Genomic DNA, 25,990 nt, shown 5'->3' on the forward strand with positions numbered 1-25,990 from the left:
AACAGTTCATTATGGGGAATGGATAGGATACTTCTCTCTTTGTTTAAAAATTTTCTTAGCAACAAGGAATTAGATCAAGGTAAAGCGAAGTTAAAACAAAAGGAGTGATGTACATGGCTATTGAGAATCCTAGTAGAGAAGAAATCGGTATTATATTAAAAAAGGCAAAACGAATCGCAGTAGTTGGTCTATCGGATAATCGAAACCGCACTTCATACATGGTTTCAGAGGCAATGCAGAAAAGTGGGTATGATATTATTCCGGTAAATCCAGCAGTAACAGAAGTTTTAGGCGTTAAAGCTGTTTCATCTTTAAAAGAAATTGAGGGGCATATCGATATTGTCAATGTGTTTAGGAGGTCTGAATTTCTTCCTGAAATTGCAAAGGAATTTGACGAGATTGATTCAGATATTTTCTGGGCTCAGCTTGGAGTCGAAAATCAGGAAGCATATGATTTCTTAAAGGAAAAAGGTTATACTGTTATAATGGATCGGTGTATTAAAGTCGAGCATGCCCTTACAAAGTAAAGGAAAAAGGAGCGGACTAACGCTCCTTTTTTTTGCCCTGTATTTGAATCATTACACACTCGAATTCAGAGTATACGAATTGTAAAATCATCAAGCTAATTTGCTATATTGAAAAATTTCGCTACAATAAACATAGATATGCCTTCGATAGGGCATTATTAATTATTCAGGTTAGAACATTTGTTCTTTTTGCTGGATTCATATATAATTGATTCATAATCATTTTTTATCCTTGCAATTCGTTTTCGCTTTTCCTAAGAGAATGAATAAGTTTTAATGAATTTTAGTGGTTAGCGCAAACTTAAACCTGAGGTGTATCTAGTCAAGGTTTGAACAACAAGCTAGCGCTTTTCTTAATATTTTCAGTCATTTCATCTTTTTGATATGGCCCGGAAATGGTGGTAAAGAAGGAAAGGGGAATTTCTGTGGCAAGAAGTACAAAAAATATAGAATATAATGATGAGGCCATTCAAGTATTAGAAGGACTTGAAGCAGTTCGTAAGCGGCCGGGAATGTACATCGGTAGCACAGATGCGAGAGGATTGCATCATTTGGTATATGAAATTGTCGATAATTCCGTTGACGAAGCATTGGCTGGTCACGGAGATATTATTATCGTTAAAATACATAAAGACAATAGTGTAAGTGTGACGGATAAAGGGCGAGGTATGCCAACTGGAATGCATAAAATGGGCAAGCCGACACCAGAAGTCATCTTGACAATTTTACACGCTGGTGGAAAGTTTGGACAAGGCGGCTATAAGACAAGCGGCGGGTTGCATGGTGTTGGCGCATCTGTTGTTAATGCTCTTTCTGAATGGTTAGTCGTTAGAATAAAACGAGACGGTTTTATTTATGAACAACGGTTTCATAATGGTGGAAAACCTGAAACGACCCTGGAAAAGTTAGGCAAGACAAATCAAACTGGCACAACGATTCATTTCAAACCAGACCCGAGTATCTTCTCAGTGACGACATACAATTATGATATCTTGTCGGAGCGATTACGAGAATCTGCATTTTTATTAAAAGGTATGAAAATAGAGCTGATTGATGAACGTCATGACCAAAAAGATGAGTTTTATTTTGAAAATGGACTTGAAGCTTTCGTTGAATATTTGAACGAGGAAAAAGATACTCTCCATAGTGTTGTAAGCTTTGAAGGCGTTCAGAATGAAATCGAAATGGACTTTGCCTTTCAATTCAATGATGGGTACTCAGAAAATATTTTGAGTTTTGTAAACAATGTTCGTACAAAAGATGGTGGAACGCATGAAGTCGGAGCCAAAACTGCGATGACACGGGCATTTAATGATTATGCGAGAAAAACAGGATTATTAAAGGAAAAAGATAAAAACCTTGAGGGGACGGATATTCGCGAAGGTCTTTCAGCGATTATTTCTGTAAGAATTCCAGAGGAGCTTTTACAATTCGAAGGTCAAACAAAGGGGAAACTAGGAACAAGTGAAGCCCGTTCTGCTGTGGATGCCATTGTGTCTGAACATCTTACGTATTTTTTTGAAGAAGATCCTAGTACAAGTACGATGTTAATAAAAAAATCAATAAAAGCATCCCAGGCAAGAGAAGCAGCTCGAAAAGCAAGAGAAGAAGCTAGAAGCGGGAAAAAGCGAAAAAAATCAGATTCGATTCTTTCTGGAAAGCTTACACCTGCACAATCGAGAAACCCAGAGAAGAATGAAATTTATCTCGTAGAGGGTGATTCGGCCGGTGGTTCTGCTAAACAAGGCCGTGATCGCCGTTTTCAAGCCGTGTTACCATTACGTGGTAAAGTCATCAATACTGAAAAAGCAAAGCTTGCAGATATTTTTAAAAACGAAGAAATTAATACAATTATTCATGCGATTGGAGCGGGGGTCGGCCCTGATTTTAATGTAGAAGATACGAATTACAATAAAATTGTTATTATGACCGATGCAGATACAGATGGTGCACATATCCAAGTCTTATTACTTACGTTTTTTTACCGCTATATGAAGCCTCTTTTTGAAGCAGGCAAAGTATATATTGCTCTACCGCCGTTATATAAGGTGAGTAAAGGGACCGGGAAAAAAGAAGTAATGGAATACGCATGGAGTGATGAAGAGCTTCAAGGAGCCATTAATAAAATTGGCAAAGGCTACATTATTCAACGATACAAAGGACTCGGCGAAATGAATGCCGATCAGCTTTGGGATACGACGATGAATCCAGATACAAGAACATTAATCCGTGTCAAAATTGATGATGGTGCACGTGCAGAACGTCGTGTGACAACGTTAATGGGTGACAAGGTTGAACCGCGTCGAAAGTGGATTGAATCCAATGTTGCATTTGGTCTCGAAGAAGAATCGAACATTTTGGATAACGAAAATATGTCGATTTCAGAGGAGGGCAACTAAGAGATGACTGAGGAAAAAGTACTTGACTTACCTTTAGAAGAAGTAATTGGCGATCGATTCGGTCGTTATAGTAAATATATTATTCAAGATCGTGCTTTACCTGACGCACGTGACGGATTAAAGCCTGTTCAACGTCGAATCCTTTATGCTATGCATGTTGAAGGAAACACCCATGAAAAGAATTTCCGTAAATCAGCCAAGACTGTCGGGAATGTCATTGGTAATTATCATCCTCATGGTGATTCTTCGGTCTATGAAGCAATGGTACGAATGAGTCAGGATTGGAAATTAAGAAATGTCATGATCCAAATGCATGGAAATAACGGTAGCCTTGATGGTGATCCGCCAGCAGCTATGCGTTATACAGAGGCGAGGCTTTCTAGAATTGCTTCAGAATTGCTTCGGGATATTGAGAAACGAACGGTTGATTTTGTGCCAAATTTCGATGATACCGCTGTCGAACCAGTTGTGCTTCCAGCGATGTTTCCGAATCTACTTGTTAATGGCTCGACCGGTATTTCAGCAGGTTATGCAACCGAAATGCCGCCACACCAACTTGGAGAAGTCATTGATGCTGCCATTATGCGTATTGATAACCCTAAGGTGACGGTTGATGAATTGATGACCGTTCTTAAAGGACCGGATTTTCCCACTGGAGGAATTATTCAAGGTGTTGGTGGTATTAAGAAAGCGTATGAGACAGGTAAAGGAAAGATTATCATTCGGGGAAAAGCCGACATTGAAGATCTCCGTGGTGGTAAACAACAAATAGTTGTTACGGAAATACCTTATGAGGTGAATAAGGCAAACCTGGTTAGAAAAATGGATGAATTCCGCCTGGATCGAAAAGTAGAAGGCATTTCCGAAGTTCGTGATGAATCGGACCGAACTGGACTTAGAATTGTAATTGAATTGAAAAAAGAAGCAGATGCCAATGGGGTTTTGTATTATCTATACAAAAATTCGGATTTGCAAGTCGCTTACAATTTTAATATGGTTGCCATTGACAAAAAAAGGCCGACTTTGATGACTTTACCAAAACTTTTGGATGCTTATATTAATCACCGAAGAGAAGTAATCGAAAACCGTTCACGTTATGAACTGCAGAAGGCACATGATCGAGCACATATTGTTCAAGGTTTAATGAAGGCTTTATCCATTCTCGATGAAGTGATTGCAGCAATCCGTGCTTCGAAAGATAAAAAAGACGCAAAGAATAATTTGATGGCGAAGTTCGGTTTTACAGAGCCTCAGGCTGAAGCGATTGTTTCCTTGCAATTATATCGTTTGACGAATACGGATATTACCGCACTTCAGGAAGAGGAAAAAGAGCTGAAAAAGAAAATTGAAGAGTTAACGAAGATTTTAGAAAGCGAAAAAGCACTATTTCAGGTCATGAAAAAAGAATTAAAATTTATTAAAAAAGAATTCAATGATCCACGCCGATCAGTTATTGAAGATGAAATTGAAGAAATTAAGATTAACCTTGAGGTGTTAGTTGCAAGCGAAGATGTGATTGTAACTGTCACGAATGAGGGATATGTTAAACGAACGTCCTTAAGGTCGTACACAGCATCTGGTGGTCAAGATTTTGGAATGAAGGACTCAGATCGGCTATTGCAAAAATTAGAAGTTAATACAACGGACGTGCTTCTGATGTTCACGAATAAAGGAAATTATCTATACTGTCCGGTTCACCAGCTTCCGGATATTCGCTGGAAAGAAACCGGTCAGCATATTGCTAATATTATTCCAATCGACCGCAATGAACAAATTGTAAAGGCAATTCCAGTTAAAAACTTTGAACAATCTCATTATTTGTTATTTGTAACAAGAAACGGTCTTGTAAAGAAAACAGAGTTGGGTTCGTATAAAGCACAGCGCTATTCTAAGCCTTTAGTTGCAATCAATGTAAAAGGCGACGATCTTTTGGTAGATGTTCATTTAACAGATGGAAGCAGCGATGTTTTCTTAGCAACGAACATGGGCCTTTCGCTTTGGTTCGATGAAGAAGAAATCAGTCCTATTGGTGTCAGGGCAGCTGGAGTTAAAGGCATTAACTTAAAGGATGGAGATTTTGTGACGGGTGGTAAAATTCTTGAAAAAGAAACATCAGAAGCCATCTTAATTGTGACACAGCGCGGAGCCGTGAAGAAAATGAAGCTTGCTGAATTTGAGAAATCAACGCGTGCTAAACGTGGTCTCGTTATGTTAAAAGAACTAAAATCAAATCCTCATCGAGTAATTGGTCTTGAAACAGTCATACCGAGTGATACAATTTTTATTGAAACAGAAAAAGGTATCATTGAATCTATTCATGTTAGCGGATTACGTTATACAGATCGCTATACAAATGGCTCGTTTATTATAGATGAATCGGAGGCAGGAAAAGCGAAAGAGATTTGGAAGAGAAGTGTAGAAGTAGATAAAACAAATCCAGATTCCAGATAACTGGTGTAATCTTAGAATGTTCTACAAGATTGAATGCTTATTAATAATAGTTTTCAAAAGAAGCGTGTACAAGGAAATTTCTTGTACACGTTTTTTTCATATTTTACATTTTGTTGGTAACAATAAGACATGCTTACAAATAGTAGAGGAAGAACGTAGATGAATGTTTTAACTTCTCCACACTTTTATATGGAATAAAAATATTTCGAAGTCGAAAATAAGTCAGAATAGAACAAGCGGATAAATAAAGCTTTACCAATAGATTGGAAGGTGCTTACATGAATGTTCAAACTAATATACTGAAATACTTAATTTTCCTACTAGCCGTTTTTTTTACATACCAAGCAGTATCTGCCCAAGACAAGGACATTGCAAACGAGATAATTTTGGTTACAGAAAAGCGAGATGTCACAGGAGATAATATCGCAGATCGATTGGTGATTAAAGGCCTAAAGTACGAGGAAGATACAGAATTTTTAAAGGAAATAACATTGTATGTTGATACGGGAGAAAAAAAGTATGAACAACCACTCTCAAGCGGTTATAAGCCAACCATTCAATTTGTTGATGTTAATAAAGATGGCACTCTCGATGTGTTTATTACTACAGAAACTGGCGAAAGCGGGGGAATATTGAATTCCTATTTATTCAGTTTTAAGGATCAAATGATGAAGGATTTAACAGTGCCAAAAACGGTCCCAATCACAGCTCAATTTCTAGATAACTATCAAGCGAAGCTTACTATAAATGGGAAAAAGCCATTGGTCATTGATTTGTCTGACCGTAAAGAAGAGTACGAACAATCAGGAATTTATACAAATGGTATTTTGAATGAAGCGACAGAACTTTTGGTCGATGGTTTTTCTACTTTAAAACCAGCATTTCTTGTAGGAAAATGTACAGGGTTAGTGGGGATTCAATTAGTCAGCGGTGTATATCATACGGATGGAATTGCGCTTGTTGAATCAAAATGGATTTATGAAAAAGAAAAATGGAAGCTCGTAAAAGCAAAAATCAAACCGCTGCAGCCTAAATAATCCCCACTGATGATTATTTAGCTCGTAGTTGTTTATTTCTACGTATTGTCATTCATGACTATTTTATTTCATATGTATTAATACAAGCAGAATAAGCAATTGGATTTAGTAAATCCCCGACAGACAAACTGCAAAAAAATATCAAATCCTTTGTTACTGTAATAGACGTCTATAAAGCGTATATCTCCGTTTTTTATCAGGAAATTACGTACTTAAAGCCAGACCATAAAAAAACGGCAATCGTATTTAAACGCCAACTAGTCGGTCTGGGAACTTGATTCTTAGTATCCCAAACAAAAAGGAGGCTTATTATGGATTTTGAATTATCGAAAGAGCAGCAGATGATAAAAAAAATGGTTCAAGAATTTGCAGAAAAAGAAATCAAACCGATCGCCATTGAACTTGATGAGAATGCCCGATTTGCCGAGGAAGTATTTAAAAAAATGGGGGAACTTGGTTTATTAGGTCTGCCATTTCCAGAACAATACGGTGGTTCAGGTGGAGATACGATTTCTTATGCCATCGCTGTTGAAGAAATTGGCAAGGCTTGCGGTGGGACCGGGTTAAGCTATGCTGCAGCTGTATCACTTGGATCAAGTCCAATCTATTACTTTGGCACAGAAGAACAAAAACAAAAATACCTTGTTCCATTGGCTCAAGGGGAAACATTAGCAGCCTTCGGATTAACTGAACCGAATGCTGGTTCCGATGCAGGTGGAACGAAAACGACAGCTGTACTTGAAGGCGAAGAGTATGTGATCAATGGTGAAAAATGCTGGATTACAAACGCTGGCTTTTCGAGAACTGTCACGATTACAGCGGTAACTGGAAAAGATAGTCGAGGAAAGAATATCATCTCAGCTTTTATTGTACCAACAGATGCATTAGGGGTATCGATTACTTGTAATTATGAAAAAATGGGTGTCAGAGCCTCTAACACTTGTGCAATTGTTCTAGACAACGTCCGAGTTCCAAAAGAAAATTTGCTTGGCAATGCAGAAAAGGGATTTAAACAATTTTTGCATACACTAGATGGAGGAAGAATTTCCATTGCGGCTCTTGCAGTCGGTATCGCACAAGCGGCATTTGATCGGGCCCTTGCCTATTCGAAAGAACGTATTCAATTCGGCCAATCGATCTCGAAGTTCCAGGCGATTCAATTTAAATTAGCTGACATGGCCATGGAAATTGAATTAGCACGCAACATGGTATATAAAGCGGCATGGCTAAAAGATAAAATGAAATCGTTTACGAAAGAATCCGCATATGCCAAATTGTTTGCAACAGAAACCGCATTCCGTGTGAGCAATCAAGCAATCCAAATCCATGGTGGATCAGGTTATATGCGTGAATACGAAGTGGAACGATATTTACGTGATGCAAAACTGCTTGAAATTGGCGAAGGAACTTCCGAGATTCAGAGATTAGTGATTGCTAGACAGCTTGGTTGTTGAAGATAAATACGTTTAACAATCCAAACATGTTCATGTGAAGAATAAATAAATTACGCGAAAAATCATTTGAGAATTTGACTGAATCTACTTCATCTGGAGGATTATGATGATAAAAAAAATACTAATCGCAAATCGGGGTGAAATTGCTTCAAGAATCATACGAACTTGCAGGAAAATGGGAATTGCTTCAGTAGCTGTTTATTCGGAGGCAGACAAGGACGCCCCTTATGTGTCAAAAGCGGATGAAGCATTTTTGCTTGGAGGTCCTCGAGTCAATGAAAGCTACTTAAATGCAACGAAAATCTTCGAGATAGCTAAACTTGCAAACTGTGATGCCGTGCATCCAGGCTATGGTTTTTTAAGTGAAAGTGCTAATTTTGCACGAAAATGTGCCAAAGAAGATCTGATTTTCATCGGTCCGCACCCGGATCTAATCGAAAAAATGGGTAATAAAGTCGCAGCGCGCCAATTGATGGAATTAAAAGGACTACCAGTAGTTCCTGGTTTGTCGCGACCGCTCGTTGATAGCAAAGAAGCAGTTTGGGAAGCGGAAAAAATCGGCTATCCCGTCATGTTAAAGGCAGCAGCTGGCGGTGGCGGTATAGGCATGCAGGTAGCAAACGATGAAGTGGAATTACTGAAGATATACGAAGGCAACCAAAAGCGAGCTCTTATGTTCTTTGGGAATGGTGAGATGTTCATAGAAAAATTCATTGAAAAGCCGAGGCATATCGAAATTCAAGTGCTTGCAGACACATTTGGTCATAGTGTTTATTTATGGGAAAGAGAATGCTCGATCCAAAGACGGCACCAGAAAGTTTTTGAAGAAGCTCCGTCTCCGTTTCTAGATAACGAAACAAGGGAAGCGATGGGAAATGCAGCGGTGAAAGCTATTGAGACGATCGGCTATTATAATGCTGGAACACTTGAGTTCCTCGTTGATGTCGATAAGAACTTTTATTTTTTAGAAATGAATACTCGGCTTCAAGTTGAACACACGGTTACCGAAGAAATCACGGGTTTGGATCTTGTTGAACAGCAAATTAGGATTGCCCAAGGAGAACCATTGGCTTTTAAACAATCAGAGATTCATAGAGATGGTCATAGTATTGAAGTCCGAATCTATGCTGAGGATCCTGTTACATTTTTTCCTTCACCAGGGAAAATTACCGCGTTGAAAGTGCCGCAGGAAGAATATATTCGCCATGAGTTAGCCGTTCATGATCGCTCTGTCGTATCTCATTTTTATGATCCGATGATTGCGAAATTAATCGTAAAAGGCAGTTCCCGATCACAAGCAATCCAACGCTTAGTTGAAGCCCTTGATTTCTATAAAGTGGAAGGCATTAAGACGAATTTACCATTATTAAGACAAATAGCAGTTCATGAGAAGTACAAACAAGGTGAAACGACTACTGATTTTATCGAGACATATATTAAGAAGAATGGCACAACGATATAGGGGGGTCTACATGTCAGAAGTAATTGCAAGTATGGCAGGAAGTGTGTGGAAAATTGTTGTGTCTGAAGGAGAAAATGTAAGCAGCGGACAAGAAGTCATCATTCTTGAATCGATGAAAATGGAAATACCACTTGCAGCAGGAACATCAGGCAAGATCAAGCAGATTCATATATCGGAAGGTGATTTTGTAAATGAAGGCGATGTCCTGGCGATTATAGAATGAACTGGCCCAAAAACGTAACGATTAAGGAAGTTGGACCACGGGATGGTTTGCAAAATGAAAAATTAATTTTATCGACAAGTGACAAGATTGCATGGATTGATCGATTGTCTTACTCAGGACTTACTTATCTTGAAATAACTTCATTTGTCCATCCAAAATGGATTCCACAGCTTGCAGATGCAGTGGAAGTCGTACGAAATATCAAGAGAAACCCAAAAGTCACCTATGCGGCCCTGGTTCCAAACATGAAAGGACTTGAATCGGCAATCGCCTACTCAGTTGATGAAATATCCGTTTTTATGTCAGCGAGTGAAACACATAATAAACAAAACATTAATAAAACCATATCAGAGACGTTTCCTATATTACAGGAGGTAATAGCAGCGGCGATAGATGAGGGAAAAACGGTTCGCGGCTATATTTCAACGGTATTCGGCTGCCCTTATGAGGGGGATGTTGATTACAATCAAGTGCTTAGAATATGTGAAAAACTATTTACATTGGGGATTGGCGAAATATCGTTAGGTGATACAATCGGCGTTGCTTCCCCAAAGCAGGTAGAGGATTTTTTAAATCAAGCGCTTAAACGATATCAACCGCAGAGTTTGGCGATGCATTTTCATGACACGAGAGGAATGGCACTTGCGAATATTGTAAAAGCCCTTGATTATGGCATTACAACCTTTGACTCGTCACTTGGAGGACTAGGAGGGTGCCCATATGCGCCGGGTGCAAGTGGAAATGTAGCTACAGATGATTTGGTTCATATGCTTGAAAAAATGAACATCCATACAGGTGTGAATGAAAAAGCCCTAGTAGATTCAGCTTTGTTTGTTCAGAAAAAATTAAATAAACCACTACCAAGTCATAGAATGGCTATGTACTCCTATTCAAAAGGATGAAAAATGATGAGTGGCGGTGTTTGTAAATGCCAAATCTAATTAAAATATCGAAACAGGAAAATTTTGTAAGTGTCGTAACGTTAAATCGACCAGCTCAAGCCAATGCATTATCAGTCAAACTATTGGAAGAGCTTAATCATGCACTAGAGACAGTAACAATGGATCCAACTGTACGTTGTGTCATCATAACCGGTACTGGAGATAAGGTTTTTTGTGCCGGAGCCGACTTAAAAGAAAGATTGGAGATGGATGAAGCTCAGGTGAGACGGACAGTCAAATTAATCTGTAGTACGATGGATGTTGTTCAAAATCTACCGGTTCCAGTTATTGCCGCCATAAACGGTGCTGCTTTTGGCGGCGGATTGGAGCTGGCTTTAGCGTGTGATATCAGGATTGCTTCGACTATAGCGAAAATGGGCTTAACGGAAACATCATTAGGGATTATCCCTGGTGCTGGTGGGACACAGCGTCTACCTCGAATCGTTGGCGTACCTTTCGCAAAAGAACTCATTTTCACCGCCAGAAGAATCGATGCTGAGGAAGCACTTAAATTGGGCTTACTTAACAAAATTACTGAAGCGGATCAGCTAATGAACAAAGCATTAGAACTCGCTGCCGAAATTTCAAGAAATGCTCCGCTAAGTCTAAGAGCGGCGAAAAAAGCCATAAATGAAGGAATCGATACGGAAATTGTAACTGGTTTGGAAGTTGAAAAAAGATGGTATGACACAATTATTGAATCGAAAGACCGCTTGGAAGGACTTCAAGCATTCATGGAAAAAAGACGGCCCTTGTTTACTGGAAAATGAGAGGAGTTGCACGCATGTCAATTGTAGGAAAGTTACAGCAAGCCACCGAACAAATAAAACGAGGCGGCTTACAAAAATACCATGAGAAAAATATGGAAAAAGGAAAACTATTTGTTCGTGACAGATTACGCTTACTTTTAGATGCCGACATGGAAATCGAAGACGCGTTTTTTGCAAACTGTGAAAGTGACGGCCTGCCTGCTGATGGAGTTGTTACTGGAATAGGGAAAATCGACGGACGAACCGTATGTGTAATGGCCAATGATTCTACAGTCAAAGCTGGCTCATGGGGAGCGCGAACGGTTGAAAAAATAATCCGTATTCAAGAAACAGCTGAGAAATTAAATGTCCCACTCCTATATTTAGTTGACTCAGCGGGAGCACGTATTACGGATCAAGTAGACATGTTTCCTGGAAGAAGGGGAGCAGGTCGAATTTTTTATAATCAAGTAAAACTGTCTGGAAAAGTTCCACAAATTTGCCTGCTTTTTGGCCCTTCAGCGGCTGGGGGAGCGTATATTCCCGCCTTTTGTGATATTGTTGTGATGGTAGAAGGTAATGCATCAATGTATCTTGGCTCCCCAAGAATGGCAGAAATGGTCATCGGTGAAAAAGTGAGCGAGGAAGAAATGGGAGGAGCAAGAATGCATTGCAGTGTTTCTGGATGTGGTGACGTTCTTGTAAATTCCGAACAAGAATCGCTTGCATTTGCTCGTCGTTATCTGTCTTATTTTCCTGAAAATTATCAACAAAAGCCACCTGCATCCGAAATTCGTCTTCCTGTAGCGTCGGAAAAGACACTAGAAGAAATAATTCCGGCCAATCAAAATGCCTCATTTAATATGTACGAATTGATTGATCAGCTTATTGATGAGGACTCCTTCTGTGAAATCAAAAAGCTATTTGCTTCTGAACTCATTACAGGTTTGGCAAGAATGAATGGCCAATCAGTGGGCGTTATCGCCAATCAACCGAAAGTAAAGGGCGGAGTGCTGTTCCATGATTCTGCTGATAAAGCCGCCAAATTTATTATCTTATGTGATGCCTTTAACATTCCACTATTATTTTTAGCGGATATTCCTGGGTTCATGATTGGTACTAAGGTGGAAAGAGCGGGTATTATTCGTCATGGAGCGAAGATGATATCGGCTATGAGTGAGGCGACAGTGCCGAAAATTTCCGTTGTAGTGAGAAAGGCGTATGGCGCTGGATTATATGCAATGGCAGGTCCAGCTTTCGAGCCAGATTGTTGTTTGGCATTGCCTAGTGCATCCATTGCCGTCATGGGTCCGGAAGCTGCTGTCAATGCTGTTTATGCAAATAAAATTAACGCATTACCTGAAGAAGAACGAGCGGCATTTATCGAATTGAAGCGTGAAGAATATCGAAAGGATATCGATATATATCGGCTAGCATCAGAAATGATTGTCGATGATATCGTCCAGCCAAATCAACTCCGATCCGAGCTGATTCGCAGGTTTACCGCATATAACAGTAAACAACTTTCATTCACTCAGAGAAAGCATGGGGTGTACCCAGTCTAGATACAAAGCCTTTTCATATTGTGAATCTGTCTGAAAAGAGTATAATTTCGAGCATTACACAGATGTACACTTTTATTATGTTGAATATCGTAATTGTGAGGCCTGACCAAATACGTTTGGGACAGCCTCATTTTTTTGTATATTTCCAAACTACCAATCATCCAATTTTCGATTACTGACGCCTTATAAAAGGCATGAAAGCAGGTAAAGTTATTGAAAAACAAGTGTAAGGAGTATAGTATAATAATAATTATGTATTTTAGGGAGTGAGGGAATGGGGAAAAAAGCCTTAATTAATATTGATTATACAAATGACTTTGTCGCCTATAACGGTGCTTTAACTTGTGGTAAGCCTGGTCAAGAATTGGAAAGAAGAATTGGAGATATTACGAAAGAGTTTATTAATCAGGGTGATGAGGTCTTTTTTGCCATTGATATCCATGAAAAAGATGACCAATATCATCCAGAAACGAATCTATTTCCACCGCACAATATTAGAGGTACAATGGGAAGGGATTTGTTCGGTTCTTTACAAAATATATATGAAGCGAATAAGAATAAAGCAAATGTTCATTATATGGATAAAACGAGGTATTCGGCATTTTCCGGAACAGACCTCAGTATCAAATTACGAGAACGCGGTATAACCGATGTGTACCTTGTAGGCGTTTGTACAGATATTTGCGTGCTTCATACAGCTGTAGATGCATATAATCAAGGATTTACAATCTCGATCTATCAAGATGCAGTAGCATCATTTGATCAGGCTGGGCACGAATGGGCTTTACGCCACTTTAAAAACTCACTAGGAGCAAATTTGCTCTAAATAAAAATAAATAGGAATAGAAAACCTACCCACATCTTATTTGAGGATAAGCCTGTGGGAATTTTGACGATATGGATGATGATATAATTCGTCAAAGAATGTTGGTTGTTCTTAAAAAAGGGGGATTTTCTCCGTCATTGCAGGGGATAGTACATTTTAATACTGCTGTGCGGGAGGATGTTTTTATGGGGAATACATATATGGATGATAGCTATGCACTTCATACAGATCTATACCAAATCAATATGACACAAACCTATTGGGAAGACAATATTCACAATAAAATGGCCGTGTTTGAAGTTTACTTTCGAAAGCTACCTTTTAACAGTGGCTACGCAATCTTTGCAGGTCTTGAGAAAGTCGTTCATTATATTGAGAATTTTCGTTTCTCCCACTCTGATATAGAGTATTTACGAGAGCAAATTGGATATGCAGAGGACTATCTTGCTTATTTGGAAAGCATGAGGTTTACGGGTCAGATTCGATGTATGAAGGAAGGTGAGCTTGTATTTGCTAATGAGCCGATTTTACGTGTGGAGGCTCCGCTTGGGCAAGCGCAAATCATTGAAACTGCCATTCTTAATATTATAAATTATCAAACGCTTGTTGCTACTAAGGCCTCACGGATTAAGCAAGTGATTGGCGAAGAATCAGCGATGGAATTCGGCACAAGACGGGCTCAAGAAATGGATGCTGCTTTATGGGGAGCAAGAGCCTCTTATTTAGCTGGCTTTGATTCAACAAGCAATGTGCGAGCGGGAAAGGTGTTTGGTATCCCTGTTTCAGGAACACATGCTCATTCCATGATCCAGGCATACAAGGATGAATATACCGCCTTTTATAAATATGCCACATCACATAAAGACTGTGTATTTTTAGTTGATACCTATGATACCCTCCGTTCAGGCATCCCTAATGCAATTAAGGTTGCCGATGAACTTGGTGATCGGATTAACTTTATAGGTATTCGTTTAGACAGCGGGGACTTAGCATATTTATCAAAAGAAGCACGAAAAATGCTCGATGAAGCAGGATATCCTAATGTGAAAATTGTTGCTTCTAATGATTTGGACGAATACACAATTATTAACTTGAAGCAACAAGGAGCAAAAATAGACATCTGGGGTATAGGAACAAAGCTTATTACTGCTTTTGACCAACCAGCTTTAGGAGCCGTATATAAGATGGTTTCGATTGAAGGCGAAAGTGGGAATATGATCGATACGATTAAAATTTCCTCGAATCCAGAAAAAGTTTCAACACCGGGTTTGAAACGTGTCTACCGAATTATCAATTCAATAAACTTACATTCTGAAGGCGATTATATCGCTATGGAAAACGAGAATCCTCAAGCAGAGGAGAAATTAAAGCTGTTTCATCCCGTTCACACATTTTTAAGCAAGTTCGTCACCGATTTCAATGCAGTTGATTTGCATGAAGATATTTTTATCAGTGGTCAACTTGTCTATGAACTGCCTCATATTGAACAAATAAGAGAATTTTCAAAAGCGAATTTATCTGTTCTATGGCCTGAATATTTGCGTGCACTTAATCCTGAGGAATACCCTGTTGATTTAAGTCAAGCCTGCTGGGACAATAAGATGAAGAACATTCAAGAAGCGACAACTAAAGTAAAAGAAATGCTATGGACTAGATGAACTGGGAAGAGGGGTTTAGGAGACTATGCGTCCTTTACAGAAAGAAATTGTAAAAAAAATATTAGTACAGCCTACGATTGACCCGAAAGAAGAATTTAGAAACAGTGTCGATTTGCTCAAAAATTATCTTGAAAAATATTCATTTCTAAAAAGTCTTGTACTAGGCATATCGGGTGGTCAAGACTCCACTTTATGTGGGTATATTGCTCAAACTGCAGTGAATGAATTGAATGACGAATCAGGTAAGGAGGAGTATCAATTTGTCGCTGTCAGCCTGCCATATGGCGTTCAAGTAGATGAAGATGACCGTCAATTGGCATTGCAATTTATTCAGCCGAGTAAGACGGTAACGGTCAATATTAAAGTTGCCGTTGATGCTTCAGTTAAAGCAGTAGAAGACGGTACAGGCGAGAAGCTGAATAATTTCTTAAAAGGAAACGTTAAAGCACGTGAAAGAATGAAAGTTCAATACGATTTGGCCGGAATTTATAGCGGTGTTGTATTGGGTACTGATCATGCAGCGGAAGCAGTAACAGGATTCTATACAAAGCACGGAGATGGAGCAGCAGACTTAGTCCCCCTTTATCGTTTGAATAAGAGACAAGGGAGAGAAATTCTAAAATATCTGAATGCTCCAGAACGTTTATATGTAAAAATCCCAACAGCAGATTTGGAAGATGACAAACCGCAAATTCCTGATGAAGTGGCTTTAGGGGTTACCTATGATGATATTGATGATTACCTTGAAGGCAAGGAAATCAAAGAAGATGCGGCTGAAAAAATCGAAGGCTGGTATAAGAAAACAGAACATAAACGGAACCATGCGATAACGGTTTATGATACGTGGTGGAAATAAGAAACAAGAAAATTTGCTCTTGCAACGGCAGGAGCAAATTTTTTTGTTTTTTTTACATAGTTAATCATATTTGAGCTAGTTATCTATTAAGTGTTTTCTGGATGGTGTCTACCTGGTGAACTTTGGGGATTCTTCTTTACTTGAAAGTAGAGATATTTTTCTGAATTATTAAAAATCTTATTAATTATCTCAGATCTAGCAATGTGTGGCCCGTATTACACATACAAGATTATCACAATGATTTCATACAACTTCTGATGTCGCCACTCGAATAACACCATATATGAAATTCAATCAGTAGTGTACCTTACCCTCCCACTTTAAATAAATTATGTGAAAAACGCCTTTTTTAGCGGAACATGACAAATGAATGAGCCAAGCTGTCCGAATTAGCATTAACTATATTAATCATTTAGAAAAGAGGTGAATTATATGTCTGCTAGTATTATTAGACGCCCGGATGTAGTAACTATACTTTGGCAAAGAAATCTGTTAACACCTTTCACACCTACAATTGTAGAGGCTACAGTGATTGGAAGCGCGAAGCCCTGCAATTTAAATGCTGGTCAATCTCTCATTACAGCATCAATTTGTTTATTGTCTAATCGATTTGTATTAGTATCGAACATAGACTTAGGTGTATTCGGAATTTCTGAATTCGTCCGTCTATTCTAATATGTAAATAGGGGACAAGTTATTTTAGAGTGTACGAATCTAAAATAACTTGTCTATTTATATAAACAGAAAAACCAATTAAATTATGGCAAATATAACTGAATCTAAAGAAGGAGAGGAGAATTCTATGATTTCAAAAGATGAAGGCAGTATAGCAGAAGATTTTAAAAAGTTTAATTAACTGCCTACAAATCAAGATTCATTTAATTTAAAGCAATAAATTTTTTTCTCAATTCTTCTTCAGAGACTACGATCTTACCACTCATATCTTCAGATTGCAGTACATAGCTTTTCACGCCAATGAATTCTGATTCGGAAATTACAAAGAATTTAGTACCTTTTTTGTACATATTGCGATAATTTTCAATTAATTTAAACAACTTCACATTTATCACCCTAAATTAAGCGAGAACCTGTTCTATTAACTTGCTTGATGTGGTTAATTGTTTTTATGATAACTTAAACATACGTCTTACAGTGTTGTATGCAAGAATATACTTTAATCATTCAAATCGTTTAAATGAAATCATTAATATTCTCATTTACCCAGACATATATAGTATCTCGAACTTCTGCATCATTTTCCCCAAGTTGTTCAGCAAGTAATTTAATTTCAGATGGAAGATTTTTTAACACTTCATCAATTTGTTGTTCTGATGGACCAGTACCCAGTACATCAACAAAACACTCATGGATTATATCTCTCATTTTATTAGTCTCCTTTAATTAATCTTTTTACTAAAAGCCCCATGCCTTTATTTCTAATCGTTTTGTCGGGAGTTTTATTATAATGTATTTCCTATGCTCTTTCTCTTTAAGATATGAAGGTAAATATCTCTCTACATTATGATTGTTAGCATAGCAAACTGTCTCTAATAAACCGTTCCCCTTATGTTGCTCACGATCAGTCTTATACTCTTGCTCTGTGGATTCTGTGAAGTCTTGTTCATTTAAATACTCGTGAACTTGTTCATCCGTAAGCGAATAGTACATTTTGTCACCTTCCTTAAATACTATTATAGATCCTCTCATAGTTCAACTTATTCAAGCAATATTTATTGACTACATATACATATGGTATTCTAATAATTATCAAGTAATAAGAAGAGCATATGATTACCTAAAAAGGGAAAGAAGTCGCCTATTGAAAAAGTTAGAAAATAAAAGGTAATAATTATCTATTGTCGAAAGTATAGTTGGGGTGTTTAAAAAAAGAAAACGTTGAAATATTGTAACGTTTTGTGCAAGGTGTAATTATTACGAAATACTACAAGAAGGAAGACTTTATAAGCACTCTGTAACAAGGGGAATATTGGAATTCAACTTATGCGGTTAGCATTTAACTAGAATATGTTTTAGACTCGGAATACATATCTACTTTTTAGGGGTGATACTATGAACGAATATAATGTTACGGTTAAGAATGGTAGTACGATCATTTTATCAGACGTAATTGAAGCTGAAGATGAAAGAGATGTCCTTGGGGCACTATTAATAAACAGCGAATTATTCAAGCAACCATTTACAGATATTAGAATTTTAGAGCGTTAATTTGTTACCGACAAGCTCATCTGCTAGAATCAACCTTACTAACCATACAAGTAGGTGGTATTATGTGCGGACGCTTTACTTTGTTCACTGACATAGAAGAAATGATGCTGATATAAGTAGTGTTAACTTTGAAAACTTAGAGAAATATTTAGCTATGACAAGAGCTGATATTTAAACATCCTTTTTTTTCAATCCATACAGACTCCTTCGAATAATGTATAATGATGGTATATTTTACATATAGGAGGATGCAATTAATGAATGGTTTCTTTGGCCTTTTTGCAATAATACCTATTTTAATTTATCTAGGTCTTCTTGTTTTAAGTGTTTATTTTATTGTTAAGGTGATAAAGTTTATGAATGCTAAGACTAGATTAGATGAACAGAAAAATGAAAAGCTTGATGAACTGATTAGGGCTATTGAAAAATGTAATAAAAATGATGTTTAGAACTTCATAGATCGAAACAGACAATTTAGTGCCAATCTAACTTAAGGAGCACAACATCATGTCATTTATAGAACTATTCTTATTATCGGACATATGGAATATTGCAGGTCCATTAATCATAACTGCAATATCAATACTTGCTACTGGTATAGTCTCAATTATTATACTTAAAAGCATTCCGAAAGGGCTTTTAAAAGAGGTTATACGAATTTTCTTAATGGTTGCTATAGTGGGTATCACGTTAGGTACACTGTACATATCAGCAGAAGTATGGGGATCATAAAAGTAATAAATTTATATAAGATTAAGAAAGATGACTTACAAATTAGGTGAAAGGGGGCTATGAAACGTTCTTTACATGAAGCTACCGCACGAAAAGGACGTAAGATCAAAAATGTTATCAGTAAGCGAAATGAAAAGAACACCAAACAACTCAAGGGGTTGTTGTTTCATTACAGGGTTTACAGGGACAAGCGAGGCTTACGTCAAAACGATTGACGGGAAGTACATCACGATGCCGAATAAATCTTATCAACAAGTGAATGTAAGTTTAGTAGAGCGGTTATGTCGAAATAATAATTGGCAGTTTGTTCAAAACCATTAGGCTAAAGCCTACCGAAATTCATCTCCCCCTTATCGCTGGGTTACGCCCTTCACACGATTGAAGAGGGAGACTTCTTCCGAGTACGTTAAAGTGTTATAAAACGAACGGTAGATTAGAAAATAAATTGATCGGAAGTTATTAAGGCAGTTAGCTGAAATAAGCTGAATGGATAGCGGAGAATGGAGAAACAGCGTACAGTAATACACAGAAAGAAATAAACCATAACAAGAAATATTATATAGAATAGCTCGTTAGAATACATAAATCACAACAGCTAGAGGGAAAAGAGGTGAACCAATGTAAAGATGTTCAAGTGATGAATGGCTCTTTACAGGAGTTACATCTCGAGTTCTAAAGTAAGCTATCATTCTTGGGCACATAACTTGCACATCGTTGGGCCATTCATTTTCAATATATAAGTTTTTAGATGAAAAGGTAAGCTGATATTAGCAAGATGATTGAAGACACACACTCATTAATTAGGGAAGCTTAAAAGAATGTAAGAGAAGTGATTGGGTTGAATGATGAAATGATTAAAATTATAGAGAGGAGTATTCAGGAAGATGATTTCTTTTACTGTTATAATATGAAAGAGTAATCAGTAAAGGAGAGTATAAGAATGAAAGAAACAATTCTCAAGTTGGCAGAATTACTTAATAATATCCATGACTTTATTCAAATCTACGTTAGTAATCAGTTAAATCTAGGTTTAAATGATAAAGACTTACACTTCTGGATTATGGGTATTATTGGAATTTTTGTATTTATTTTCGTGCTAATTGTATCAAAATTTATATCCAAACTGCCTTTTGGGATTACAATACTATCATTTATATATAGTTTCACGTTTATGGTCGTTTTAGTTTTTGCAATTGAAATACAACAAGCACTTACAAAGAGAGGCAATATGGAATTTCAAGATGCTGTTGTGGGACTATGGGGATTCGTTGTATTTTTTATAGGTTTTGTGATAATTTCATCAATCTTCTTACTAATTAAAAGGTTATTAACTAGGTTTACTGATAAAGATTCTAATGGAAAAGTTCATCTTTAATATTTATTATGAGAAATTTAATTTGATTAGCATCCATTTTGGGTGCTTTTTATTTTTGTCTAAATTTGAAGGGAGAATCTTGAATGGTAATAGGTTAAGAAAGTAGACACAATTTTATTTGATTTTATCATCTACCACGCTTTTGCTTGGTGGTCTGTTGATTCAGTACAGAAGGTCTTCTGTACTGAATCAACAGGATACATATTGTGTCACCTTGAGTTAGCTATAACGTCTTTCAAAATCATTAGGTGATAGATCATCATTGGCGGAATGAAGGCGTTTGGCGTTATAAAAAATCTCGATTTACTCGTAAAGATCTTTCTTTACTTGTTCACGTGTTTTGTACTTGTATAAATAAATGAGTTCTTTTTTTAGTACACTGTGAAAAGACTCTATACAGGCATTGTCGTAGCAGTTCCCATTTCGGCTGCCGGTAATTGTACGCTCAAGTAAGAGCCAATAGAGTCAATCCCTTTGCCATTTGTTTATCAGCTGCCCATCCAATAATTTTACGAGAATATAAGTCCATGACACTCGCTAAATAAACCCAGCCTTTAGAAGTAGGAATATATGTGATATCTGGAACCCAGACCGATTGCGGTTTATCTGCGTTAAACTGTTGATTTAGAATGTTTTGAGCGACTGGCATAGTATGTTTAGAATTTGTAGTCGCTTTATTCTTCTTACGAGTCTTGGATTGAATGTTTTTTTCTCCATAATTTATGCCACCTTTTTTGGGCTAACCTTCACACCTTGGTGTTGAAGATTTTTGGCGTTTTGCACGCAGACTTACGGGACATCAATCCACTTATAATAGCCGCATCGTGAAACACCCAGCACATTGCCCATCTTCTCCGCATGGTAACGGAAGCGATTCTCATAGATAAAGATGGTCTTTAGCGAAGTAGTGCATCCCCTTTTTTTAGATGACATATCCTCTTCAAGATCTCTTATTCGTTATTGGAAAGCTCTCATTTGTTGGCTTTCCGGCATGGAAGGTAGGCTTTCACTGATAAATCTTCTCCATATTTTCTTTTCCAGTTATGAATCGTATTTGCATTAAGATCTAAATCTCTGGCAGTTTGAGCCACTGTTTTGTTCCAGCATCATCTGAACAATACTTCTTTTAAAATACTTATCAAATGTTTTTACTTGTCATTGTAGACACCCCATTATTCGTCCTTATTTTTATAATAAACTGTGTCTACTTTTGAGTCTAACATCACTTATCGGTTTTGCTACTAAATTAGAATAGTAACAAAACCAGTGAAAAAAACTTCCGATTAGGGGTATTACAGTGCTTACACTCCCAATCGTTCTTCCAGATATAAAATTCTAAACTTTAATTCATAATTGCTATCTAAGATCCCTATAACAATCTGATTATCTTCAGTTAATGTGACATATCTGAAAATTTCACCACCTTCGATCGTTAAGTTTGTATCTGGTGGTGTCTCCATTTTTGCAAAAACAGATTGTGTGTATTCAAGTGGAAGAATATCATCAATTCCTTCCACTGGTCTACCAAGCCACTTAAACATTATATCTTTCAGTGACATTTGCTCAATTATCGATAAATTCCCCTTAAATGTTAGTTTATCTACAGTTACTTCTTTCAACTTGATCACTCCTTAATAGTAGATAAAGTTTATACGTAAAGATCCTTAACAACAAGGGTATTCCAATGACAAAGGTTTTACATTTTGATTACTTTAAGGAATAAAGAACTGATTTAGTGTGTTTTAAATCGGAAACTATTAAGACTAATAGAAGTATTATTCAGAATCAGATGAAAAAGACAGGCTATACATATGAGGGTGTTAAGAAGTTAATGGAAGAATATAAGGCAAGTAAATAATTGAATTTCACAAAAGGTTTGATTATTGTCACTGACAAATTAGCTGAGTTAAAGAAAATACATAAAGACTTAATAGCTGAAATATCGAAAACGCAGGGCGAACAGGTCTTATCGTACCAGAGCAAGTAAAGGAATGGTACAAGTTTTAAAAGGAAAAGGGAAGTGAGCTGTTCACACGGGTGGTTTTTTTAATTCATACAAATAAGAATATGAGGTGATAAAAATAAAATTGATCCAGGGCACGGTGGTAAAGATCCAGGAGGGGTAGCCAATGGTTTGCAAGAAAAAAACATTGTTCTGGATATCTCAAAGGAAATGAAAAAGTATCTTGATGATAACTATACAAATCATGAAACTATTCTCACGCGGGCTACAAATGTATTTATAGAACTATCTGAATGTGCTGCTATCGCCAATAAGGCTAATGCAGATGTTTTTATAAGCAATCATAGTATGATAAGTAAAAGAATTGGGAGGAGAATTATGGCGAAAATACAAGGGGAAATCCATATAACTAAGGATTACATTTACGTTTTGGAGATTTGACAAAGAAGTCAGTAAAAATTGAAAACCGCATGAACCATGAACATTTTTTAACTGGTGAGGCTTTTAGAAGGTATGGCGAAGCGAATCTCATTACTTTGAGAGAGAAAAGGAAGCTGGAATATGGGGAAGTTGGAAAATAAGTATTAACAATAGCTATCTATATGGGGGTGGAGAAATGGAAATTCAATTTCTAAGTTATTAAATTTTATAGGAGTTATTACAATAATTTTAGGAATAGTTATCGGTTTCATTCTAGGTTATGAAGAAGGCTTGTATGAACCGACGATGAAATGGTCAACAGTAATAATCTTCTCTATGTCAGGCGCGATATCAGGAATTATGTTTATTAGTTTTGCAGAAGTTATCAACTTGCTTAATAAATATCTATAGGTATTAATGGTTCGGGTATAGAAAGTGTTAAACCAATTCAAATAAATGATTCAGTAACAAAAACTAAATCTGAAAAATATGACAAGATTTTAGGGAATGGGAAATAGGAGTGAACTTATCAATTCGGAGCTGTGGTAATAATATCTTTCTTTTAATTACAAAAATATCTAGGAATATCTCTCCGTTTGCTACATACGTATAGAATGTGTACGGGATACTAAATTAGTTAAGGGGAGTAGCCACATTGAATCAAATCGTAATCAAAGAAAATATTAAATTCGCAAATAACTATTTGTCCAATCTTCATGAAGAAGGAGTTAATGATCCTAACAAATATATAAAATATCAGCAAATAGTGAAAATTAACTATCTCATTCAAAAATACAACTTGCAACCTAATCACAAAATTATCAATGAATACTATAGTGATGAAGGCAATCTAGTTAAGCGTGTAGAACACACAGTAGAAGAATACATTCACATATAAATTGAATAATGGCCAAATAAAATTTATATGTGAATGTATGGATGAAGGAGTAGAGTCTAATGAAATATATTGTTCCGCCATTATTAGCCTACTTACTTGTATGTATTATTGCTGTCTTATCTCCAGCTTCTGAAGGTTATAATGCAGTAGGTTGGAAATTGTTTGTTGGGCAACTTTATGCAATTCCAGTTTTAATCGTTGTTGCATTGATCACATTATACTTGAACAAAAAACGTTTAAAAAAGAAAAATGAATAAATAAGATGTGAATAGCCAATTAATGAGTATTATTGCATATTAACAAAGTTGATATTTCCGCCGTTATCGCTCACTAATCAGTGGGCTTTTTTGTTTAATCTTCCAATCTATACAGCATTATAGAGTGATTCATAGCGGAGATAACCATCCAACTAAATATAAAGGCGATATAAAATAAACATTCAGGATCAGAAAAAAAGAAAGTTCAAATTTTAAGGGTATTAGCGTAAACCTTTAGTTTACGGTTTGTGTTTTTTTCATAAAATCACAATTTTATTGAAATAGGAAAGAGATCAATCTAGAAGAACTTCGTAGGAGACCTGAAATTCAAGTTCAAGAAGATGTAGAAAAAATCATAAAAAGCGCCCCATTAAGAGGCGTTTTTTTGTACACCTTATTTAATTAAAGCCCCCGTTAGTTTAGAAAGATTGATTATTTCTTAATTCATCATAATGTTTTTTGGGATTAGAGATATTGTTATTAATAAAAAACCTTGCCTGTTGTTTGAACATATCAATGTAAGAGTCTCTATCAATGCTTAAATCTTCCAATTTATCAGCGTCTCCTTGAACTTGTACAGTATCAGTTTTTAAATCAATCTGAGGAAATTCATGACATACTCCTGTTGGTTTAAAAATCGTATATCCAATATTAGATTTATCTGTGTTATCATTCATTTTCCCCCTAATAAAATTTTGTATAAATACCTATCTAAAGAAGTCAAGGCTGATCAAAATGATTTACAATTTGCTTCGAGTTTAAGATGGAGAGAGAAAATTACTGAAGATTGTGGTATTGACAATGAAGATATTGATTTTATTAATAAAAGGTTAGAAAGAACAGGTTTTATTAGTGAAATTACAGGAACATATTTTGATTATGCTGGAGGTGAAATTAAGATTACAAAATCATTTTTAAGATTCATGGAGTATATTAAAACAGATTCCTTAGTGAGCGAACTTCAACGTATGGTTATAATAAATAATTATCGAAGCATTCTACTTTGGGTGCTTTTTATTTGCAGGAGTTTATCTCCTTTTTGCCGAAATAAGTACAATAGGGAGATGATGCTATGAGTTATAAAGTGAAATATATGTTATTTGACCGTGTTGGTGCTAGGTTAGTACCAAACAAACAGTATAACTATACCATCGTTAGTGTGAAATATACTGAAGATCAAAACGATATGTATACGAATGTAAAAGACGAATTGTCAAGAGTCATAGGACGCCCATCTACCGAATTTAAAGTACTAAGTTATAGTGAAGTTTAAGAGTATCCTTTCGGGGTACTTTTTTATTTGGATAATACAGAACATTTGTTATTAGAACCAAGAGAATCTATAAAGGCTGTTTAAGGTATATAAAAAGAGATATAACTAGAGTCCTTTTAATAAATGGGATTATTTGTTTGGTTTGTGTATCAAAAACGGATGATTTTGACACATATTAAGGAGAAGACAAGGAAGAGGATACTCCAGAAAATATTCATCTGAACTCCTTTATGTTTGAACCTATTTTAGATATTTCAGACCAGCATTTAAAGCAACTATACAAAGATGTCGTAAGATTACTTGAAGAAGTAGAAGGTACAGAGTCATTAAGGTAGGTCGCATCGATTCTTAGAAGTTATAACCTAAAACAACACAAATTCATTTAAGCATGGATATTTTGAATTAATTCAATTTCAAGAAATGTTTGATTTATAGCGTAATACTAATTGTACAAGCATTCAGACAATTTAGGAAGTAAAGGTTTTCAAAAATCAATTTAAAAGAGCTACCTCATATAAGAGGCAACTCTACAATTGAAATATTGGTGGTAACATTAATATTTCATTTATTTTTGGTTTGAATCTACGGAAGTGCAAATAACAGAAACTGCCCACTAAATTTAGTGTATATCCAATTATTGATAAATAGAAATAGGAAAATTATCAACAGACCTAGAAACGCATTTTTTTACACGCTAT

29 protein-coding genes are annotated in these 25,990 nt (G+C 36.4%); 22 read left to right on the top strand and 7 right to left on the bottom strand.

The window, feature by feature from the left end; translation table 11 throughout:
* The first annotated feature begins 113 nt into the window (after nt 1-113).
* The 14 genes from JNUCC23_RS09290 to JNUCC23_RS09355 all read left to right on the top strand — a co-directional run bounded on the left by JNUCC23_RS09290 (nt 114) and on the right by JNUCC23_RS09355 (nt 16,823).
* Nucleotides 114-527 carry a CoA-binding protein gene (locus JNUCC23_RS09290; protein ID WP_062180467.1) on the top strand — a complete coding sequence of 138 codons (414 nt, stop codon included), beginning with the start codon at nt 114-116 and terminating at the stop codon, nt 525-527.
* A gap of 425 nt (nt 528-952) precedes the next feature.
* The gene (parE, locus tag JNUCC23_RS09295) at nt 953-2,926 is read left to right on the top strand and encodes a DNA topoisomerase IV subunit B (RefSeq protein WP_403073610.1); all 1,974 of its coding nucleotides are present in this window, start codon (nt 953-955) and stop codon (nt 2,924-2,926) included.
* A 3-nt stretch (nt 2,927-2,929) separates the two neighbouring features.
* Nucleotides 2,930-5,377 carry a DNA topoisomerase IV subunit A gene (gene parC / locus JNUCC23_RS09300; protein WP_403073612.1) on the top strand — a complete coding sequence of 816 codons (2,448 nt, stop codon included), beginning with the start codon at nt 2,930-2,932 and terminating at the stop codon, nt 5,375-5,377.
* Between the two features lie 278 nt (nt 5,378-5,655).
* Nucleotides 5,656-6,414 (top strand): hypothetical protein, encoded by a 759-nt coding sequence (locus tag JNUCC23_RS09305; RefSeq protein WP_454215379.1) that lies wholly within the window; start codon nt 5,656-5,658, stop codon nt 6,412-6,414.
* Nucleotides 6,415-6,725: 311 nt separating this feature from the next.
* Nucleotides 6,726-7,868, top strand: coding sequence for an acyl-CoA dehydrogenase family protein (locus tag JNUCC23_RS09310; RefSeq protein WP_403073616.1), 1,143 nt, complete (start codon nt 6,726-6,728; stop codon nt 7,866-7,868).
* A gap of 106 nt (nt 7,869-7,974) precedes the next feature.
* Nucleotides 7,975-9,330: an acetyl-CoA carboxylase biotin carboxylase subunit gene (locus tag JNUCC23_RS09315; protein ID WP_454215382.1), complete on the top strand. Its 1,356-nt coding sequence runs from the start codon at nt 7,975-7,977 to the stop codon at nt 9,328-9,330.
* Nucleotides 9,331-9,340: 10 nt separating this feature from the next.
* Nucleotides 9,341-9,553 carry an acetyl-CoA carboxylase biotin carboxyl carrier protein subunit gene (locus JNUCC23_RS09320; protein ID WP_403073618.1) on the top strand — a complete coding sequence of 71 codons (213 nt, stop codon included), beginning with the start codon at nt 9,341-9,343 and terminating at the stop codon, nt 9,551-9,553.
* Nucleotides 9,550-10,455: a hydroxymethylglutaryl-CoA lyase gene (locus JNUCC23_RS09325; RefSeq protein WP_454215384.1), complete on the top strand. Its 906-nt coding sequence runs from the start codon at nt 9,550-9,552 to the stop codon at nt 10,453-10,455. The genes JNUCC23_RS09320 and JNUCC23_RS09325 overlap by 4 nt, the downstream gene beginning before the upstream one ends.
* A 26-nt stretch (nt 10,456-10,481) precedes the next feature.
* The gene (locus tag JNUCC23_RS09330) at nt 10,482-11,264 is read left to right on the top strand and encodes an enoyl-CoA hydratase (RefSeq protein ID WP_454215386.1); all 783 of its coding nucleotides are present in this window, start codon (nt 10,482-10,484) and stop codon (nt 11,262-11,264) included.
* A gap of 14 nt (nt 11,265-11,278) precedes the next feature.
* Entirely contained in the window at nt 11,279-12,808 is a 1,530-nt protein-coding gene (locus JNUCC23_RS09335) for an acyl-CoA carboxylase subunit beta (protein ID WP_403073624.1), read from the top strand.
* Between the two features lie 274 nt (nt 12,809-13,082).
* Complete coding sequence (locus JNUCC23_RS09340) at nt 13,083-13,634, top strand: cysteine hydrolase family protein (RefSeq protein WP_454215388.1); 552 nt, start codon at nt 13,083-13,085, stop codon at nt 13,632-13,634.
* 185 nt (nt 13,635-13,819) lie between these two features.
* Nucleotides 13,820-15,292, top strand: a complete 1,473-nt coding sequence (locus JNUCC23_RS09345; protein WP_062180435.1) for a nicotinate phosphoribosyltransferase — start codon at nt 13,820-13,822, stop codon at nt 15,290-15,292.
* 25 nt (nt 15,293-15,317) lie between these two features.
* Entirely contained in the window at nt 15,318-16,148 is an 831-nt protein-coding gene (gene nadE / locus JNUCC23_RS09350) for an ammonia-dependent NAD(+) synthetase (protein ID WP_454215390.1), read from the top strand.
* A gap of 432 nt (nt 16,149-16,580) precedes the next feature.
* Nucleotides 16,581-16,823: a hypothetical protein gene (locus JNUCC23_RS09355; protein WP_062180429.1), complete on the top strand. Its 243-nt coding sequence runs from the start codon at nt 16,581-16,583 to the stop codon at nt 16,821-16,823.
* 203 nt (nt 16,824-17,026) lie between these two features.
* On the opposite strand, the gene JNUCC23_RS09360 is transcribed toward JNUCC23_RS09355, so the two are convergent.
* From JNUCC23_RS09360 to JNUCC23_RS09370, 3 genes are all read right to left on the bottom strand, one after another.
* Nucleotides 17,027-17,209 carry a hypothetical protein gene (locus tag JNUCC23_RS09360; RefSeq protein WP_062180427.1) on the bottom strand — a complete coding sequence of 61 codons (183 nt, stop codon included), beginning with the start codon at nt 17,207-17,209 and terminating at the stop codon, nt 17,027-17,029.
* Nucleotides 17,210-17,339: 130 nt separating this feature from the next.
* A complete protein-coding gene (locus JNUCC23_RS09365; RefSeq protein ID WP_062180425.1) occupies nt 17,340-17,531 on the bottom strand; it encodes a hypothetical protein in 192 nt (63 codons plus the stop codon).
* A gap of 30 nt (nt 17,532-17,561) precedes the next feature.
* Nucleotides 17,562-17,816 carry a hypothetical protein gene (locus JNUCC23_RS09370; protein ID WP_062180423.1) on the bottom strand — a complete coding sequence of 85 codons (255 nt, stop codon included), beginning with the start codon at nt 17,814-17,816 and terminating at the stop codon, nt 17,562-17,564.
* A 402-nt stretch (nt 17,817-18,218) separates the two neighbouring features.
* Between JNUCC23_RS09370 and JNUCC23_RS09375 the strand changes: the two genes are divergently transcribed.
* The 4 genes from JNUCC23_RS09375 to JNUCC23_RS09390 all read left to right on the top strand — a co-directional run bounded on the left by JNUCC23_RS09375 (nt 18,219) and on the right by JNUCC23_RS09390 (nt 20,481).
* On the top strand, nt 18,219-18,374 hold the full coding sequence (locus JNUCC23_RS09375; RefSeq protein ID WP_157279521.1) for a hypothetical protein: 156 nt from the start codon (nt 18,219-18,221) through the stop codon (nt 18,372-18,374).
* A gap of 257 nt (nt 18,375-18,631) precedes the next feature.
* The gene (locus JNUCC23_RS09380) at nt 18,632-18,823 is read left to right on the top strand and encodes a DUF4083 family protein (RefSeq protein WP_062180421.1); all 192 of its coding nucleotides are present in this window, start codon (nt 18,632-18,634) and stop codon (nt 18,821-18,823) included.
* 58 nt (nt 18,824-18,881) lie between these two features.
* Nucleotides 18,882-19,106, top strand: a complete 225-nt coding sequence (locus JNUCC23_RS09385; protein WP_454215394.1) for a hypothetical protein — start codon at nt 18,882-18,884, stop codon at nt 19,104-19,106.
* 940 nt (nt 19,107-20,046) lie between these two features.
* Nucleotides 20,047-20,481: a hypothetical protein gene (locus tag JNUCC23_RS09390; RefSeq protein WP_062180413.1), complete on the top strand. Its 435-nt coding sequence runs from the start codon at nt 20,047-20,049 to the stop codon at nt 20,479-20,481.
* A 445-nt stretch (nt 20,482-20,926) separates the two neighbouring features.
* Here JNUCC23_RS09390 and JNUCC23_RS09395 read toward each other — a convergent pair whose 3' ends face one another.
* The 3 genes from JNUCC23_RS09395 to JNUCC23_RS09405 form a co-directional block, all read right to left on the bottom strand.
* On the bottom strand, nt 20,927-21,130 hold the full coding sequence (locus JNUCC23_RS09395) for a DDE-type integrase/transposase/recombinase (protein ID WP_454215396.1): 204 nt from the start codon (nt 21,128-21,130) through the stop codon (nt 20,927-20,929).
* A 322-nt stretch (nt 21,131-21,452) separates the two neighbouring features.
* Complete coding sequence (locus JNUCC23_RS09400) at nt 21,453-21,572, bottom strand: terminase gpP N-terminus-related DNA-binding protein (RefSeq protein WP_403073635.1); 120 nt, start codon at nt 21,570-21,572, stop codon at nt 21,453-21,455.
* A gap of 210 nt (nt 21,573-21,782) precedes the next feature.
* Nucleotides 21,783-22,100, bottom strand: a complete 318-nt coding sequence (locus JNUCC23_RS09405; RefSeq protein WP_454215398.1) for a hypothetical protein — start codon at nt 22,098-22,100, stop codon at nt 21,783-21,785.
* A 515-nt stretch (nt 22,101-22,615) separates the two neighbouring features.
* Between JNUCC23_RS09405 and JNUCC23_RS09410 the strand changes: the two genes are divergently transcribed.
* The 3 genes from JNUCC23_RS09410 to JNUCC23_RS09420 all read left to right on the top strand — a co-directional run bounded on the left by JNUCC23_RS09410 (nt 22,616) and on the right by JNUCC23_RS09420 (nt 24,019).
* On the top strand, nt 22,616-22,885 hold the full coding sequence (locus tag JNUCC23_RS09410) for an N-acetylmuramoyl-L-alanine amidase family protein (RefSeq protein WP_454215400.1): 270 nt from the start codon (nt 22,616-22,618) through the stop codon (nt 22,883-22,885).
* Nucleotides 22,886-23,519: 634 nt separating this feature from the next.
* A complete protein-coding gene (locus tag JNUCC23_RS09415; protein ID WP_403073637.1) occupies nt 23,520-23,762 on the top strand; it encodes a hypothetical protein in 243 nt (80 codons plus the stop codon).
* A 59-nt stretch (nt 23,763-23,821) separates the two neighbouring features.
* Complete coding sequence (locus tag JNUCC23_RS09420; protein ID WP_403073639.1) at nt 23,822-24,019, top strand: DUF4017 family protein; 198 nt, start codon at nt 23,822-23,824, stop codon at nt 24,017-24,019.
* Nucleotides 24,020-24,438: 419 nt separating this feature from the next.
* On the opposite strand, the gene JNUCC23_RS09425 is transcribed toward JNUCC23_RS09420, so the two are convergent.
* Entirely contained in the window at nt 24,439-24,696 is a 258-nt protein-coding gene (locus tag JNUCC23_RS09425) for a hypothetical protein (protein WP_454215402.1), read from the bottom strand.
* A gap of 395 nt (nt 24,697-25,091) precedes the next feature.
* Between JNUCC23_RS09425 and JNUCC23_RS09430 the strand changes: the two genes are divergently transcribed.
* On the top strand, nt 25,092-25,292 hold the full coding sequence (locus JNUCC23_RS09430) for a hypothetical protein (protein ID WP_062180390.1): 201 nt from the start codon (nt 25,092-25,094) through the stop codon (nt 25,290-25,292).
* Nucleotides 25,293-25,990: the final 698 nt, after the last annotated feature.

The sequence above is a fragment of the Peribacillus sp. JNUCC 23 genome, from assembly GCF_053653995.1.

Coding starts and splice junctions, on each gene's coding strand:
- JNUCC23_RS09310 (WP_403073616.1), top strand. CDS start 6,726: ATGGATTTTGAATTATCGAAAGAGCAGCAGATGATAAAAAAAATGGTT.
- JNUCC23_RS09320 (WP_403073618.1), top strand. CDS start 9,341: ATGTCAGAAGTAATTGCAAGTATGGCAGGAAGTGTGTGGAAAATTGTT.
- JNUCC23_RS09425 (WP_454215402.1), bottom strand. CDS start 24,696: ATGAATGATAACACAGATAAATCTAATATTGGATATACGATTTTTAAA.
- JNUCC23_RS09335 (WP_403073624.1), top strand. CDS start 11,279: ATGTCAATTGTAGGAAAGTTACAGCAAGCCACCGAACAAATAAAACGA.
- nadE (WP_454215390.1), top strand. CDS start 15,318: ATGCGTCCTTTACAGAAAGAAATTGTAAAAAAAATATTAGTACAGCCT.
- JNUCC23_RS09365 (WP_062180425.1), bottom strand. CDS start 17,531: ATGAGAGATATAATCCATGAGTGTTTTGTTGATGTACTGGGTACTGGT.
- JNUCC23_RS09325 (WP_454215384.1), top strand. CDS start 9,550: ATGAACTGGCCCAAAAACGTAACGATTAAGGAAGTTGGACCACGGGAT.
- JNUCC23_RS09340 (WP_454215388.1), top strand. CDS start 13,083: ATGGGGAAAAAAGCCTTAATTAATATTGATTATACAAATGACTTTGTC.
- parC (WP_403073612.1), top strand. CDS start 2,930: ATGACTGAGGAAAAAGTACTTGACTTACCTTTAGAAGAAGTAATTGGC.
- JNUCC23_RS09390 (WP_062180413.1), top strand. CDS start 20,047: ATGAAAGAAACAATTCTCAAGTTGGCAGAATTACTTAATAATATCCAT.
- JNUCC23_RS09330 (WP_454215386.1), top strand. CDS start 10,482: ATGCCAAATCTAATTAAAATATCGAAACAGGAAAATTTTGTAAGTGTC.
- JNUCC23_RS09370 (WP_062180423.1), bottom strand. CDS start 17,816: ATGTACTATTCGCTTACGGATGAACAAGTTCACGAGTATTTAAATGAA.
- JNUCC23_RS09290 (WP_062180467.1), top strand. CDS start 114: ATGGCTATTGAGAATCCTAGTAGAGAAGAAATCGGTATTATATTAAAA.
- JNUCC23_RS09430 (WP_062180390.1), top strand. CDS start 25,092: ATGAGTTATAAAGTGAAATATATGTTATTTGACCGTGTTGGTGCTAGG.
- JNUCC23_RS09305 (WP_454215379.1), top strand. CDS start 5,656: ATGAATGTTCAAACTAATATACTGAAATACTTAATTTTCCTACTAGCC.
- JNUCC23_RS09315 (WP_454215382.1), top strand. CDS start 7,975: ATGATAAAAAAAATACTAATCGCAAATCGGGGTGAAATTGCTTCAAGA.
- JNUCC23_RS09385 (WP_454215394.1), top strand. CDS start 18,882: ATGTCATTTATAGAACTATTCTTATTATCGGACATATGGAATATTGCA.
- JNUCC23_RS09395 (WP_454215396.1), bottom strand. CDS start 21,130: ATGCCAGTCGCTCAAAACATTCTAAATCAACAGTTTAACGCAGATAAA.
- JNUCC23_RS09375 (WP_157279521.1), top strand. CDS start 18,219: ATGAACGAATATAATGTTACGGTTAAGAATGGTAGTACGATCATTTTA.
- JNUCC23_RS09345 (WP_062180435.1), top strand. CDS start 13,820: ATGGGGAATACATATATGGATGATAGCTATGCACTTCATACAGATCTA.
- JNUCC23_RS09420 (WP_403073639.1), top strand. CDS start 23,822: ATGAAATATATTGTTCCGCCATTATTAGCCTACTTACTTGTATGTATT.
- JNUCC23_RS09355 (WP_062180429.1), top strand. CDS start 16,581: ATGTCTGCTAGTATTATTAGACGCCCGGATGTAGTAACTATACTTTGG.
- JNUCC23_RS09380 (WP_062180421.1), top strand. CDS start 18,632: ATGAATGGTTTCTTTGGCCTTTTTGCAATAATACCTATTTTAATTTAT.